This is a genomic window from Oceanicola sp. D3, from assembly GCF_006351965.1.
GTDB lineage: Bacteria > Pseudomonadota > Alphaproteobacteria > Rhodobacterales > Rhodobacteraceae > Vannielia.
Window position 1 is genome coordinate 334,669 of record NZ_CP040932.1, and the last position, 15,009, is coordinate 349,677.

A 15,009-nucleotide genomic window follows, 5' to 3' on the forward strand; every position below is an offset into this window, starting at 1 on the left:
ACAACAGACGCATGCTCTGGTCGGTTCTCAAGATTCTCTTTTTCGTCGTGATCGTGGCGGCTCTCGCGCTTGGCGCGGGGTTCGTGATGGAAAACGGCCCATCGGTTTTGCTGCGCGTTGGCTCCATCGAATTTGCGCCCTCGCCATTGGTTGCGATCATCTGCGCCCTCGTTCTGCTGCTCGCGGTCTGGCTGCTGCTCAAGCTCGCTGGCCTTCTGGTGGCTGTGGTTCGCTTTCTCAACGGCGATGAAACCGCGATGAGCCGCTACTTTGACCGTCACCGCGAAAAGCGCGGCTATGAGGCCTTGGCAGACGGGATGATGGCGCTGGCTTCTGGTGAGGGGCAGTTGGCCCTGACCAAGGCCAACCGGGCCGAGCGCTACCTCGGCAAGCCCGAGCTCACTCGCCTTTTGACGGCGCAGGCCGCCGAGCAGGTGGGCGACAGGAAGCGGGCCGAAGAAGCCTATAAATCCCTGCTGACCGATGACCGCACCCGCTTTGTCGGCGTTCGCGGCCTGTTGAAGCAAAAGCTCGCCGATGGTGACACTGACACCGCCCTCAAACTGGCGGAGAAGGCCTTTTCGATGAAGCCGGGTCACGAAGAGGTGCAGGATACTCTGCTCCAGCTTCAGGCTGGCCACTCTGATTGGTCCGGTGCCCGCAAGACCCTGAGCGCCAAGCTGAAGCACGGCTCGCTGCCGCGCGATGTGCATCGTCGCCGTGATGCTGTTCTGGCGCTCTCGGAAGCCAAGGATGTGGTTGAGGAAGGCGGCAGCATCGAAGCGCGTGAAGCCGCGATCGAGGCAAACCGTCTTTCGCCCGATCTTGTGCCCGCTGCCGTCATGGCCGCCCACGGCTACATCGAGCAGGACAAACCGCGCTATGCGACCCGGGTGATCAAGAAGGCGTGGGAAGCCCAGCCGCACCCTGATCTTGCTGCCGCCTTTGCCGCGATTCAGCCCGATGAGAGCCCCGAAGCCCGGCTCAAGCGCTTTCAGCCGCTTCTGCGTTCGCATCCTGAGAATGAGGAAACCAAACTACTGCTGGCCGAGCTCAACCTCGCCGCAGAGGACTTTCCGGCGGCTCGCAAGGCGGTTGCGCAGCTCGCCAGCGCGGAAGGTGCCAATGCCCGGGCGCTTACCATCATGGCCGCTGTCGAGCGCGGCGAAGGGGGCGATGATCACGTGGTTCGCGCTTGGCTGGCACGTGCCCTGACAGCGCCGCGTGGCCCCGCATGGGTTTGTGAGAAATGCCAGAACATCCACGGCCAATGGTCGCCCACCTGCGACAATTGCGGCGCGTTCGACACGCTCTCATGGCGTGAGCCGCCCAAGGCCGAAGTCACCATGCCCGGCGGCGTCGAAATGCTCCCGCTCCTTGTTGGCCCCGCCCCTGAGCCGGAGCCGGAGGAGGCCCCGCTTGTCTTGCACGAGGGTGAGGTGGAAGAGGCCGAGACTGTGGAGCCCGAAGAAGAGGCCCCGGTGGAAGAGAAGGCAAAATAGGGCTGGCCCGCGCGAAGCGTCCGCGCTATAGACCGCGCCGGTTGCCGCTGTAGCTCAGCTGGTAGAGCACGTCATTCGTAATGATGGGGTCGGGGGTTCGAGTCCCTTCAGCGGCACCAGTTTTCTCAGAAAGTTCCGGAACCGGCCCCCCGCCGCGTAACGCCCTTCGTCAGGCCGCTGGCAGCGGGATGACGTCGACGCTGTGGCTGGTGTCTTGATTACCCACCGTGCGGATTACTCCCTTCACAGGTGCTACATCGCCGTAGTCGCGCCCGACGGCGACGGTGATATGATCCATCCCGGTAGAAATGTTGTTTGTCGGGTCGAACTCGATCCAGCCGACTTCGGTGCCGCACCATGCCCGCACCCATGCGTGCATCGCATCGGCCCCTTCCAGCCGCTCCTCACCCTCGGGCGGGATCGTGCGCAGGAAGCCAGAGACATATCCGGCAGGAATGCCGAGCGATCTCAGGCAGGCGATCATGATATGCGAGAAATCCTGACACACGCCGTGGCGTGCCTTGAAGGCATCTGCCGCCGGTGTATCCACCTCGGTGGCGTCTGGATCAAAGGTCATCTCTTTGTGCAGGGCACGGCCGATTGCGCGCACCGCTTCAAGCGTTGGCATGTTTGCCGACACCAACCCCTTGGCGAAGCTGCTCATCGCCCCGTCGGGCGAAACCCTTGGGCTTGGGCCGATGAAGTGGTGCGGCGCGGTGCCATCTATGTGCCTTGCCTCGGCAATCTCGCGCGGGAGGGCGGCCAGCGGTGGCGAGATCTCCAGCCCCGGAGGCTGCAACAGCCGTTCGGCGCGGGCCGTCAGAGACAGCGATATCCGGTCTATCGGTTCGTGAAAGCCGATGAAGGTCATCAGGTTGCCGTAGAAATCGAACAGGTCACGCCGCTCTTGCGGCATCGGGTCTACCGTCAGCAGGCTGGCGGAGATGCGCTGCCGATCAGGGATCTCGGCGGGCAGAAGATGGAGCAGGTTACGGGCATGGTCAGAGGTGCCCGCATATTCATACTCGATCAGGAGTTTCACATCATAGCGCAAGCGATCACCTCAGATAGAGCGTTGAGACGAGGTTGGAGAGATTCGCCAGATCGTCGCGAAGCGTCAGGAAGGACTCGGGGGTCAGCGCACCGGAATCGGCGGTTCGCAACCGGGTTTCTATGGGCATCACGGCGCGGGTCAGCGCCGTGGGCCGACCGGGCGCGGCCCGGCCCGGCAACATTTTCGACAGCTCGTGCATTTCGGTGAGCTGAAAAACGATGGCGCGGGGGTTGTTTGGGTCGAGAGCGAGCAGATCAATCGCCGTGCTGCGGCTGGCGTCAATCGGGTAGCGCTGCCGATGAGTCATTACGGCGTCGCCAAGTTCAAGCGCAATGTCGAGGCTGCCCTGCGGCTGCTTCTCATCACAGAAAGCCGCGAGGATTGACGCGAGCGCATCAGAGCGCTCCAGCGCCCGCCCGAAGGCCAGAAAGCTCCAGCCGATGGAGCGATACATGTTTTCCTGCACAAGGCCGGAAAACCCGGTGATCTTGCGGAGCAGCACTCCCATTTCATGGGCCGCCCCATCGCCGGGATAGGTCATGCCGATGATCGCATCGAGGCTCCGCGCCAGATCGGAAAGCGCGTTCCAGCCGTCGATAGAGAACCTGTCTCGCACCTTTCCGGCGCAAGAACGGGCGGAGGACAGAAGGCCTGTCAGGGCGTCGGGCACGGCGTCGTTTGTGTCGATACCGAAGGCCTTCATGTATTTGGCTAGGGCGACGAGGCGCGGATCTTTGCGGTCTCCGGTTTCGGCCAAGCGCAAGTGATAGGCCCTGAGCAGCCGAACCGCCCCCTCGAAGCGCTCAACGTAGCGACCGAGCCAAAACAGGTTTTCAGCGGCGCGCGCAGGCAGGGCCCCCTTGCGGGGCGATAGGGCCGATGAGCGGCCCAGCATCGACTCGGCGGCGACTGCGGTGTCGCCCATGATCCAGACATCGGCCACGGTGCCGCCGCGTTGCATGGCCAATGCGGAAAGGTCGTTGGATGCGCCAATCCGGGCATAGCCGCCGGGCATGAAGGTCCAGCCTGTCGGGGTTCTGGCCGCCGTGACCCGAACGGTCATCGGGCGCGGCACAAGGCGGCCATCTTCCCAGGCCGGGGTCGTTGAGAGCGTCACAAGCTCCTGCCCCACAAGATTGCCGCCTTCCGCCTCTATCCATGCGTCGATGGAAGGCTGGGCGCTCTCGCGGAAACTGCCACCTTCTGCGGTTGTTGCCCCCATCTCGAAGGGCAGATCAGAGGCCAGCGCATGGCCGATCATGATCTCGGAGGTGTGGCTGCGCACATGCGCGCGCTCGCTCTCGGTGCCGCACCACCATGTGGCGATGTTGGGCAACTTCAGGGGCTGGCCGGTGAGCACCTCGGAAATGCGCGGAAGGAAGGCCTGCATCGCCCGCATCTCCAGCACGCCTGCCCCGAGCGCGTTAACCATGGAGAGAGTTCCGAGCCTGAGCGCCTGCACAAGCCCGGGCGTGCCAAGGTATGAATTTTCGTCCAGCTCAAGCGGGTCGGCAAACTCGCTGTCGAGGCGCCGCCAGAGGGTGCCAAGGGGTTCCAGCCCTTCGACGGTGCGGACCTTGAGCTGACCGTCGTGGACGATCATATCTTCACCTTCGAGCAGCATCATCCCGAGGTAACGGGCGATATAGGTGTGCTCGAAGTAGGTGTCATTTCCGGGCCCGGGAGTGAGGATCGCGGCCCGGCGCCCGGCGTCCCCGGAGAGCCCATCCAACGCGGCGCGGAATGCCCGGAAGAAGCCCGCCAGCCGGTGGATGTTGGCGCGGGGGAAGGGATCCTGAAAGGTTCGGGCGGTGGCCATCCGATTTTCCAGCGCGAAGCCAGCGCCGGAGGGGGCCTGTGTGCGATCGCCCAGCACAAACCATGAGCCATCGGGATTTCGGGAAATTTCGAAGGCGATAACGTGGAGAAAATGCCCGCTTGCCGGGGTGATCCCCACCATCGGGCGAAGCCATTGCGGGTTGCGCGCCACAAGCTCCGCCGGAAGATGGCCGCCCTTGACCAGATCTGCGGGTCCGTAAAGGTCTGCCATGACCTGCTCCAGCAGATCGGCCCTTTGAGCGAGGCCGTCGCAGATAGAAAACCACTCCTGCTCGTGAATGATCACGGGCACATGGCTGAAGGGCCAATCTCGCTCTGGTGCTGGGTCGTTGGAGTACTGGCGAAAATAGACGCCCGCATCGCGCAGGTAATTCGAGCCACGGGCAAAGATGTCTTCTGTTTCCTGCCGCGAAAGGCTGCCGAGAGCGGACATGAAGCTTTGCCACACAGGGCGCATTTGCCCCTCCGCATCAATCAGCTCATCCGCCGTCCCCGGGCGCGGCGCGTAGCCTGCCAGAAGAGGCGGAAGCCTGTTGGTGCGGAGGGCGCTGGACTTGCTCAAGCGTCAAGCCTCGGATCTCGCCGCAGGTCGAGCGTGCAGGGAAACTCGGGATGCGGGCGCTCGGGCGCCGGGCGATAGGCGCCGGGGGCGTGGCCGTAGGGCTCGAACCGCGCAAGGCGGCGCGCCTCGGCCTCGTTGCCGTTGACCGGGAAGGTCTCGTAGTTGCGCCCGCCGGGGTGAGCCACGTGATAGGTGCAGCCACCGATGGGCCGGCCTGTCCAATCATCGTAGATGTCGAAGTGCAGCGGCGTATTGACCGGCAGCACCGGGTGCAACGCCTCGGGCGGCTGCCAGGCCTTGTAGCGCACCGCGCCGACGTGAGTGCCACTCTCGTTGCCCGCGCTCAGCGGCACAGGGCGTTTGTTGACCATGATCCGGTAGCGGCCCTGATGCTGGGTTGTGAGCTTGACCTGAAGCCGCTCGACCGAACTGTCGGTGTAGCGCACCGTGCCGCCGATGGCGCCGGTTTCGCCGAGCACATGCCACGGCTCAAGTGCTTGCCGCACTTCCAGATGCGCGCCTTCCACCTCGACCTGTCCGCAGAACGGAAAGCGGAACTCGGCCTGCGCCTCGTACCAGACAGGGTCCAGCTCGTAGCCGTGCTGCGCGAGGTCTTCCAGCAGCTTGAGGAAGTCGGCCCAGAGGAACTCTGGCATCATGTACCGATCATGCAGGACGGTGCCCCAGCGCACCGGTTTGCCCTCAACCGGAGCCTTCCAGCAACGGGCAATGATGGCGCGGATGAGCAATTGCTGCGCGAGGTTCATCCGCGGGTGTGGCGGCATTTCGAAGCCGCGGAATTCCACCAGCCCGAGGCGGCCGGTGGGGCCATCGGGTGAATAGAGCTTGTCGATGCAGATCTCGGCGCGATGCGTGTTGCCGGTGACGTCTGTCAGCATGTTGCGGAAGAGCCTGTCGACCAGCCAAGGCGGGGGCATGTCTCCCTCGCCGGGCTTGGGCACTTGCGCCAGCGCCATTTCCAGCTCGTAGAGCGTGTCATGCCGGGCCTCGTCAATGCGCGGGGCCTGCGAGGTTGGGCCGATGAACATGCCCGAGAAGAGGTAAGAGAGCGACGGGTGGCGCTGCCAGATCAGGATGAGCGACTTCAGCAGATCGGGGCGGCGGATGAAGGGGCTGTCGGTGGGCGTGGCCCCGCCGACAACCACGTGGTTTCCTCCGCCGGTGCCGGTGTGGCGCCCGTCGATCATGAACTTGTCGGCCCCAAGGCGACAATTGCGCGCCTCTTCGTAGATAGCCTCGGTCGTCGCCACACAGTCCTGCCAGTCGTAGGCCGGGTGGATGTTGACCTCGATCACCCCCGGATCGGGGGCGACGCGGATGACGTTGATGCGCGGGTCATGTGGCGGGGCGTACCCCTCGATATGGATCGGCAGGCCCATGTCCTTTGCGGTCGTCTCGGCTGCGGCGAGCAGGTCGAGATAGTCTTCGGCGTCCTCAACGGGCGGCATGAACACGCAGAGACGCCCCTCGCGTGGCTCTACAGAAATCGCGGTGCGCACGGCACCTCCGATGCTGCCAAGCTCCTGCTCCACAACTTCTTGCGTGGGGCCTGTGGCCTGCGGGGCCGACACGGGCTGCTTGCGCTCCTCGCTGCTCTCGGGCAGCGCATCCCCCGCCTCGTCATGGTAATCGGGCAGCGCGCCGCGCTCGACCGAAGGGTCGGTAACGTAGGTGTAGGGAAATTCTGAGGGCTTGACGTAGGGCAGGGTGCCGAGGGGCAGGCGGTAGCCAACGGCACTGTCGCCCGGAACCAGAAAGACCTTGCCGCGCCGCAGCTTCCACTTTTCAGAGCGCCATTTGTGGCCACTCGCCTTGGCCTGCCAGCGCTGGATTGGCAGCACGTGGCCGGCCGCCTCCGTCAGCCCGCGCTCGAAGACCTTGGCAATGCGAGCGCGTTCCTCCGGGTCTTTCAGCTTGGAGTTCTCGGGGGTGACGTTTTCGGGCAGGTTGCCTTCCTTGATGATCCACTCGGCGGGGTCTTCGTAGGCGGGGGCAACGTAATCGGCGTCGACGCCAAGGTTTTTCGCCATGCCCTCAAGGAATTTCTGCGAATCCTCGGCTGTGGCGCCAGTGTCTTGCTTTTCTTCGGCAATCAGCGCGTCATCGGACCAGATCGGCTTTTCGTCCCGGCGCCAGTAGAGCGAGAAGGTCCACCGTGGCAGGGTTTCACCCGGATACCACTTGCCTTGGCCGTAGTGCAGGAAGCCGCCGGGGGCGAAACGGTCGCGCAGGCGGCGGATCAGTTGGTCGGCCAATGCGCGTTTTTCGGGGCCGACGGCGGCGGTGTTCCACTCTTCGCCCTCGAAATCGTCGATGGAAACGAAGGTGGGCTCGCCGCCCATGGTCAGCCGGGCGTCGGCGGCTTTGAGATCTTCATCCACCTTCTCGCCCAATGCGTTCAGCCGGGCCCAGGACTCGTCGGAAAAGGGCTTGGTGATGCGCGGGTGCTCGGCCACGCGGTCGATCTTCATGTCGAAGGCGAAATCAACTTCGGGGGTGCCCGCGGCAGCAAAACCTCCGGTGATCGGCGCGGCGTTGCAGTAGTGCGGGGTGGCGGCCAGCGGAATGTGGCTTTCGCCCGTCAGCAGGCCGGAGGTTGGGTCGAGCCCGATCCAGCCAGCGCCGGGGATGTAGACCTCGACCCATGCGTGCAGGTCGGTGAAATCGACATCGGTGCCAGAAGGGCCATCAAGCGCCTTCACGTCCGGCTTGAGCTGTATCAGGTAGCCTGAGACGAAACGGGCGGCGAACCCGAGGTGGCGGAGGGTCTGCACCAGCAGCCAAGAGCTGTCGCGGCAGGAGCCGGACTTGATGGTGAGCGTCTCTTCGGGCGTTTGCACGCCGGGCTCCATGCGGATGGTATAATTTACCACCTGCGAGACATGGGCGTTGAGCGCGACCAAGAAATCCACGGTGCCGTCGGTGCCGAAGTTGAGCCCACCGATAAACTGCGCCAGCTTGGGGCCTTCGGGCTCCGGGCGGCGGTAGATGGACAGGTCTTCGCGCAGGTCTTCGGGGTAGTCGAAGGGCCACTTTTCGGCGCTCTCTTCGACGAAGAAGTCGAAGGGGTTGTAGACGGTCATATCCGCCGTCAGGTCCACCTCGATCTTCAGTTCGCGGACCGGCTCGGGAAAGACAAAGCGCGACAGCCAGTTGCCGTAGGGATCCTGCTGGTGGTTCACGAAGTGGCCGCCCGGAGAGACCTTGAGGCTGTGCGACAGAACCCGGGTGCGCGAATGCGGGGCCGGGCGCAGGCGTATTATCTGGGGGTTGAGGGTAACAGGGCGGTCATACTTGTAATGCGTCAGGTGATAGATGCTTGCGAGAATGGCCATGCTGTTGGGTGCGTCCTTGGATGAGTGGAACACACGATTTATGCCGCATATGCGAAGCGATGCCTAGCAAGCATTATGCCGGGGGCGCATCCGGAGGCCGGCCGGGCGCGAACCCGGCCGGTTTTGCCGGGCCGTTTCAGAGCGACTCGACGTCGAGCCCGACCGTGATTGCGCCGATCGGCTCGCCGGTTTCAGGGTCTGAAATCGTCATCGAGACCTGCCCCTGATAGGTGTCTGAACTTTCATCAAATTCGACCTCGTCAATGAACATGGCACCGGCGCCTGCGGCATAGGTTTTGGCGTGTTTGTCCTCATCGCCTTGCCACATGTCGGAGGTGACGGTGGAAGCGGCGACGTTGAGGCCGTGCGTATCCATGATGAAAACTTCAGAGATCAGCCCGCCCGAGGCGGAGACCTGCTTGCGCAAAAAATCGGCAGCGGCACTCCGCAGCACCGGGTCGATGGTGGGGCCAGCGCCGCCGTCCGCTTCAGAGCGCCACGCTGTATCCATGGCGTCAATATCGGCCTGGGTCAGCGCGGCGCGCTCGGCATTGGCAGCCTTGATCGCGGCCACAATCACCTCGTCAGAGGCCCAGTTGGCAATGCTGGCGGAGAGATAGTCTGTCATCGCGGCGCGGTAATCCTGCGCGGTTGCAGGCAGGGCGAAGACGGTGAAGGCGGCGAGGGCGAGGGCTTTGCGAAACATGGGAACTCCGGTTTGTAGGGCATGGCAGAGCGGCTGAGGAAAGTGCCGCCTTGGGCACGGAGGTTAAGGCGGATGTCTTAAGGCGCGGTTGAGGATGCCGGCCTGACGAGGGCCAAACGGCTAAAATGCCAGCTAACGGGCGGATGGCCTTGCTGCCAATTTCAGCGGCACGCCTTCAGAAGAATGCCCAAATATTGAGCGGATGCGGCCCCCGTGCTACTCCTGCTCCTGCGGCAACTCCCCCCGGGTGCGGTGTCATGCCTAAGTCGGGCCGCTCAACACCTGAAACGGAGGATTTCGCCCGTGTTCATTCGTACCCTTATCGGCGCTGGGGCCATTGCAGCCGCCACGCTCACCGCAGCGCAGGACGCCAAGGGTGAAAGCCACGCCATGGCGTTGCCATTCGCCCTCGACTGGAAGTTCGAAGGCCCCTCGGCCCCCTATTTCGCCGCCATCGACAACGGCCACTTCGAAGAGAATGGCCTCTCCGTCGAGATCACCGCAGGCTCCGGCTCGCTCGATGCGATCCCCAAGGTGGCCACCGGTGCCTTCCCGGTAGGCTTTGCCGATATCAACTCGCTCATCAAGTTCCTCGACCAGAACCCCGGCGCGCCCGTGACGGCGGTGATGATGATCTACGACAAGCCGCCCTTTGCCGTGATTGGGCGCAAATCGCTCGGCGTTTCCGAACCCAAAGACCTTGAGGGCAAAGTGCTCGGCGCGCCGCCGCCCGATGGCGCATGGGCGCAGTTCCCGATCTTTGCCGCCGAGAACGGGCTCGATATGGCCACGATCACGGTGGAGCCCGTAGGCTTCCCGACCCGTGAGCCGATGCTGGCCGAAGGCAATGTGGCCGCGATCACCGGCTTCTCGTTCAGCTCCTACCTGAACCTTGTGCGGCTCGGGATTGAAGAGGACGATATCTCAACAATCTTAATGGCTGATTACGGGGTGGACCTTTACGGGAATGCCATCATCGTCAACACCGAGTGGGCCGCCGAAAACGGCGATGCGCTGAAGGGCTTTTTGGCCGCCGTGGCCGCGGGCTGGAAAGATGCGATTGCCGACCCGGCCGCCGCGACAGCGAGCCTGATAGAGCGCAACCCGGCGGCCGATGCCGCGCTGGAGCAGCGCCGGTTGCAACTTTCGATCGACGCCAATGTGGCGACCGACTACGCGATGGAAAGTGGCTTTGGCACCATCGACGAAGACCGGCTGGCCAGCTCGGTAGAGCAGATCAAAACCACCTACGAGTTTGTCAACGAGCCTGATGTGTCGCTCTACTTCACCGAAGAGTATCTGCCCGAGGGCGGGTTTGCGCTGAAGTGATTGGAGGGCCTCGTGGCGGTGGGCAGATTGCCCACCCTACGGGCCGCGCAGCATGACGAACCTTATAGAAATCAAGGGCGTGCGCCACGCCTACCAAACCCCAAGCGGGCCGTTGCCGGTGCTGGACGGGTTGGATGTGGCGGTGCCCGAAGGTGGCTTTGTGGCCGTGGTCGGACCGTCAGGCTGTGGCAAGTCCACGCTGACGCGGTTGGTCGCGGGGCTGATGAAGCCCGATGAGGGTGAGGTTTGGCTGCATGGCGAGCGGGTGAAGGGGCCACGTGCGACGGTGGGCATGGCCTTCCAGAACCCGGTGCTGCTGGAGTGGCGCTCGATCCTGAAGAACGTGATGCTGCCGCTGGAGATTGTGCCCACCAAGATGGGCCGGAAAGAGCAGGAAGAGCGGGCGCGTTACCTGCTTTCTCTCGTTGGGTTGGAGGGGTTTGAAGACAAGCGCCCAAGCGAGCTTTCGGGCGGGATGCGCCAGCGGGCGAGCCTGTGCCGCGCCCTTGTTCACAAGCCTGAAGTGTTGATTTTGGATGAGCCGTTTGGCGCGCTGGATGCCTTCACCCGGGAGGACCTGTGGCAGACGATGCAGAAGGTGAAAGAGGCGGAGCCCTTCACCGGCGTACTCATCACCCACGACCTGCGCGAAAGCATCTATCTCGCCGATCAGGTGGTGGTGCTTTCGGGCCGCCCCGCCCGCACCCAATACGTGCTGGATGTGCCGGACCGGGGGCATGATATCGAGCAGCTATATACGCCTGAATCGGCGGAAATGCTGGCCATTCTGCGGCACCAGATCGAGGTGGCGCAGGGGCGGGCTCCGGCTGAGGAGGGCGCGGCATGAGCCCGCGATTGCGCAAGGTGGCGGTGCCCGTGGCGGCTGTTGTCGTCTTCCTGATCCTATGGGAATTCCTTGTTTGGGCAATGGGTTGGCCGAATTACAAGATGGCGTCGCCATCAGACCTGGTGCCTGCCTACACCCGCTACTGGGAGCTGTTCCTTGTGATGGGCTGGCAGACGCTTTGGCGCACGGTGATGGGGCTGGTCCTTGCCATCATCGTTGGCGTGGCCATTGGCATGGTGATGGGCTTTTCGCGCGTGATGCGGGAGGCGCTTTACCCCTTGTTGGTGGGCTTCAACGCCATACCCAAGGCGACGGTGGTGCCCATCGTGGCGCTGATGTTCGTCGGGGCGCATGACTTCAACACGGTGCTGATTGCCTTCATGATCAGCTTCTTCCCGATTGCCGTGAGCATCAGCATCGGGCTCAGCACGCTGGAGCCGGAATATCGTGATATTCTAAGGGCTTTGGGGGCCTCGCAGAGCACGATCTTCTGGAAGATCGCCCTGCCGAAAACGCTGCCGGAGTTCTTTGGCGCGCTCAAGGTGGCGGTGACGCTGGCCTTCATCGGAACCAACCTGATGGAGATCGTTTCGCCCCACGGGAGAGGGCTTGGCGCGCTGTTTGATAGCGGCAAGACCAACTCGGATTATCCGCTGATGTTTGCGGTTCTGATCGCCCTCGCGGCGCTGGGCATCCTGCTCTATTACATCGTGGTCTGGCTGGAGAGCATCTTTGCCGGTTGGGCGGAGCGCGCGCCGGGGTAATGAACGGGCGTTAACCCCGAAAAGCACAGGGCAACACCCTGTGCACAAGTGATGCACATCCTATGCACATGTCGGATGACATAGGGGGCATTAATCAATGGACCGTGCGCTCTGGGCCCTCTTCCATTGCAGCGGCAACCGTTTATGGCGAAGTCGCCACGGCTAGGACCAGTAGCTGACGGAATGAACCCGTGACTTGGGGAGCTGTGCCGTTTGGAGGGCGAAGGTGCGGATGTTTCGTGCGGCTTGTTTGCTTGCGGCGAACCAGAGCCGGGTGGAGGGCGGTGCGCTAGTGAGCGCTGCGCGCATCGAGGATGTGAGGGTTTCTTCTGTTGCGCCCTCGGAGCGCAGGAGCCAGTTGAGCCTTGGGCCGGGTGGCGATGGTTGTTTGTCTGCCTCTGAGCCGACCAAGAGGAAGACTTCGCCAGCCGTGCCTGCGGGGAGCCTTGCCAGAGCGCGCAGGATTGCCGGTGCCGAGGTTTCGTCGCCGCCGACCAGCAGCACATCGGTTGCATCCACCACCTCCGGCCCGGTCTTTGCGCCCGGCCCCATCAAGCCGACTGTTTGGCCGAGGGGGCGCGTTGCGGCCCAGTCGGACGTGGGCCCGCCGGGGTGGCGAAAGATGTCGAATGTGATGCTCTGCGCCTCTGGATCGCAGGCGCGGGCGGTGAAGACACGGTCTGTCAGCTTCTGGTCGCCCTCGGGCCATTGGATCACGCCGTTCTCGTCGAGCCTTGGCCAAACGGGCGGCTGATGGCGCCCTTTCGCGCGGAGCAAGCGAAAGTGCCAATGGTCGTCGCTCGCAAAACGGCTGTAGCCATCCGGCGAGAGCGCGACCGACATCCGCCACCATGCCCTGCCCAGCGGCGTGCAGCCAGAGACCTCGCCGATGGCGAGTGTGGGGGGCAATGCGCCGGCCTTGCTTTGGCCCGACCAGGTGAGCGGCGGCAGCGCCGGATCGAATTCTGCCATATGCAGGGAAATGCCCGTGCGGACGTCTGGAAGAATGCTCTCGTCATCCGCAGCCACTTCGATCTGGCAGGCCCGCTCCTCGACCTTGACTGTCACCCGGACGAACCCGGCATCGGCCACGAGCGTTCCGGGCGCGGGTTCCTGCGGATCCATCTGGTGTTCGGTATATTCAGCGCGCCAGAAGGAGAGCAGCCTTTGGCCTTCGTCGTGGCAGAACTCGGCAACGGAGCTGTGTTTCATGCTGGGGTTCCCTTTGGGCTTGGCTCAGTGATCGGGCGGGGTGGCTTGCTGCCGTGGCGACCGATCGGAACCATCATCGGCTTTTGCGTTACCGGGTCTGGCGTGATGCGGGCGGTGAGTCCGAAGACATCGGCCACCATCTTTTCGGTGAGAATCGCTTCGGGTGGCCCGGCGGAGTGCACCCGGCCTGCGGCCACGGCGACCAGCGTATCGGCATAGCGGGCGGCGAGGTTGAGGTCATGCAGCACCATCACCACGGTGGTGCCGCGCGCGCGGTTCAGGTCGGTCAGCAGATCGAGCACTTCGACCTGATGGTTGATGTCGAGAAAGGTGGTTGGCTCATCGAGCAGGAGCACTTCGGTTTGCTGGGCGAGGGCCATGGCGATCCACACGCGCTGGCGTTGCCCGCCGGAGAGATCGTCGACGAAGCGGTCTGCGAGGGGGGCGATGCCCGTCATCTCCAGAGCCTCGGCGACGGCGGCCTCATCGGCTGCGGTCCAGCGGCCGAACAGGCCTTGGTGCGGGTGACGGCCTCGGCTGACGAGATCGAGCACGGTGATGCCCTCGGGTGCGATGGGGGATTGCGGCAACAGGCCGAGCCGCTGCGCAAGCCTGCGCGGCGGCACCGCATGAACCGGCTGCCCGTCGAGCAGCACCTCCCCGGCCTCGGGCTTGAGCAGGCGCGACATGGCGCGCAACAGGGTGGACTTGCCACAGGCGTTGGCCCCGACGATGGCGGTGATCTTGCCGCGCGGCAGAGCGAGGCTGAGGTCGTTCAGCACGGCCCCGGTGCCGTAGCCCGCGACCAAGCGATGGATGTTCAGGATAGCGTCACTCACAGGGCACCTCTTGAGCGATCTTCCCTGAGGATCAGGGCGATGAGGTAGGGCGCACCGAGCACGCCTGTGACGATGCCAACCGGGTAGCGGGCGGGCAGCAGCACCTGCCCTGCAAAATCGGCCAGCAGCACCAGCGCTGCCCCGGTGAGGGCGGCAGGCAGCAGCAGAGAGCCGCCATTGCGAGTCAGGCGGGTGGCGATTGGGCCGGAGAGAAAGGCGACGAAGGCGATTGGCCCTGTGGCGGCCGTGGCAAAGGCGACCAGCCCGACCCCGGCGCAGATGACGGTGAGCCGCGTGAGGCCAACGCCGACGCCGAGCCCTGCGGCCATGTCATCGCCCATGCGCAGGGTTTCAAGATTGCGCCGCACCGCGAGGAGTGCCCCGCCGAAGACCAGCAGGGCAAGCGCGAGCGGCAGCGCTTGGGAAAGCTGTGCGCCGTTGACCGAGCCGGTCATCCAGCGAAGGGCTTGTTGGAGTGACCAGCTTGGGGCCTGCGTCAGCACATAGGCGGTGAAACTTTGCAGCATGGCCGACACGCCGATGCCCACGAGGATCAGCCGCGCCCCCGCAGCGCCGCCCTTCCACGAGAGCAGGAAGATCAGCAGGGCCACCCCCAGCCCCGCTGCGACAGCGACGACTGCCACCAAGGTGCCGGATGCGGAGAGCATGACGATGCAGAACACGGCGGCTGCGCTGGCACCGGAGCTGATGCCGATGATATCGGGGCTGGCGAGCGGGTTGCGCAGGAGCGTTTGGAAGGCGACGCCCCCCATGCCGAAACACATGCCCGCCAGCACGGAGACCAGCACGCGCGGCCCGCGCAACACGTTGATTGTGAAGGCCTCGCTCCCGTCTGTGCTGCCGAGAAGCGTGTGGAGCACGGTCGACGGCGGGATGAAGGATTGCCCGGTTGTCAGGGTCAGCGCCGCAGCGCTGAGGACGAGGGCCAAGAGGGCCGCCAGCACCATGCGGCGGCGATTGTGCAGCCTGTGGCGCATC

Annotated in this window: 11 protein-coding genes and 1 tRNA gene; 5 read left to right on the plus strand and 7 right to left on the minus strand. The window is 64.1% G+C overall.

What is annotated here, in order from left to right:
- Positions 1–11 precede the first annotated feature (11 nt).
- Positions 12–1,502 (plus strand): heme biosynthesis protein HemY, encoded by a 1,491-nt coding sequence (locus FHY55_RS01730; RefSeq protein WP_140012548.1) that lies wholly within the window; start codon positions 12–14, stop codon positions 1,500–1,502.
- 43 nt (positions 1,503–1,545) lie between these two features.
- Positions 1,546–1,621 (plus strand) — tRNA-Thr (locus FHY55_RS01735).
- 50 nt (positions 1,622–1,671) lie between these two features.
- Here the strand turns inward: FHY55_RS01735 and FHY55_RS01740 are convergent.
- The 4 genes from FHY55_RS01740 to FHY55_RS01755 form a co-directional block, all read right to left on the minus strand.
- The gene (locus FHY55_RS01740) at positions 1,672–2,556 is read right to left on the minus strand and encodes a transglutaminase family protein (RefSeq protein ID WP_140012549.1); all 885 of its coding nucleotides are present in this window, start codon (positions 2,554–2,556) and stop codon (positions 1,672–1,674) included.
- A gap of 4 nt (positions 2,557–2,560) precedes the next feature.
- The gene (locus FHY55_RS01745) at positions 2,561–4,957 is read right to left on the minus strand and encodes a circularly permuted type 2 ATP-grasp protein (protein ID WP_254695393.1); all 2,397 of its coding nucleotides are present in this window, start codon (positions 4,955–4,957) and stop codon (positions 2,561–2,563) included.
- Positions 4,954–8,313: a DUF2126 domain-containing protein gene (locus FHY55_RS01750; protein WP_140012550.1), complete on the minus strand. Its 3,360-nt coding sequence runs from the start codon at positions 8,311–8,313 to the stop codon at positions 4,954–4,956. Before FHY55_RS01750 ends, FHY55_RS01745 begins: the two co-directional genes overlap by 4 nt.
- Positions 8,314–8,449: 136 nt before the next feature.
- On the minus strand, positions 8,450–9,019 hold the full coding sequence (locus FHY55_RS01755) for a hypothetical protein (protein WP_140012551.1): 570 nt from the start codon (positions 9,017–9,019) through the stop codon (positions 8,450–8,452).
- A gap of 390 nt (positions 9,020–9,409) precedes the next feature.
- On the opposite strand from FHY55_RS01755, the gene FHY55_RS01760 reads away from it, so the two are divergent.
- From FHY55_RS01760 to FHY55_RS01770, 3 genes are read left to right on the plus strand one after another with little or no spacing between them, the layout of a single operon-like run.
- Positions 9,410–10,348: an ABC transporter substrate-binding protein gene (locus FHY55_RS01760; protein ID WP_140015962.1), complete on the plus strand. Its 939-nt coding sequence runs from the start codon at positions 9,410–9,412 to the stop codon at positions 10,346–10,348.
- A 52-nt stretch (positions 10,349–10,400) separates the two neighbouring features.
- Positions 10,401–11,195, plus strand: a complete 795-nt coding sequence (locus FHY55_RS01765) for an ABC transporter ATP-binding protein (protein ID WP_140012552.1) — start codon at positions 10,401–10,403, stop codon at positions 11,193–11,195.
- Positions 11,192–11,959, plus strand: coding sequence for an ABC transporter permease (locus FHY55_RS01770; RefSeq protein WP_140012553.1), 768 nt, complete (start codon positions 11,192–11,194; stop codon positions 11,957–11,959). Before FHY55_RS01765 ends, FHY55_RS01770 begins: the two co-directional genes overlap by 4 nt.
- A 162-nt stretch (positions 11,960–12,121) precedes the next feature.
- On the opposite strand, the gene FHY55_RS01775 is transcribed toward FHY55_RS01770, so the two are convergent.
- From FHY55_RS01775 to FHY55_RS01785, 3 genes are read right to left on the minus strand one after another with little or no spacing between them, the layout of a single operon-like run.
- Positions 12,122–13,171: a siderophore-interacting protein gene (locus FHY55_RS01775; RefSeq protein WP_140012554.1), complete on the minus strand. Its 1,050-nt coding sequence runs from the start codon at positions 13,169–13,171 to the stop codon at positions 12,122–12,124.
- The gene (locus FHY55_RS01780) at positions 13,168–14,010 is read right to left on the minus strand and encodes an ABC transporter ATP-binding protein (RefSeq protein ID WP_140012555.1); all 843 of its coding nucleotides are present in this window, start codon (positions 14,008–14,010) and stop codon (positions 13,168–13,170) included. Before FHY55_RS01780 ends, FHY55_RS01775 begins: the two co-directional genes overlap by 4 nt.
- A complete protein-coding gene (locus FHY55_RS01785) occupies positions 14,007–15,008 on the minus strand; it encodes an iron chelate uptake ABC transporter family permease subunit (protein WP_140015963.1) in 1,002 nt (333 codons plus the stop codon). The genes FHY55_RS01780 and FHY55_RS01785 overlap by 4 nt, the downstream gene beginning before the upstream one ends.
- Position 15,009: the final 1 nt, after the last annotated feature.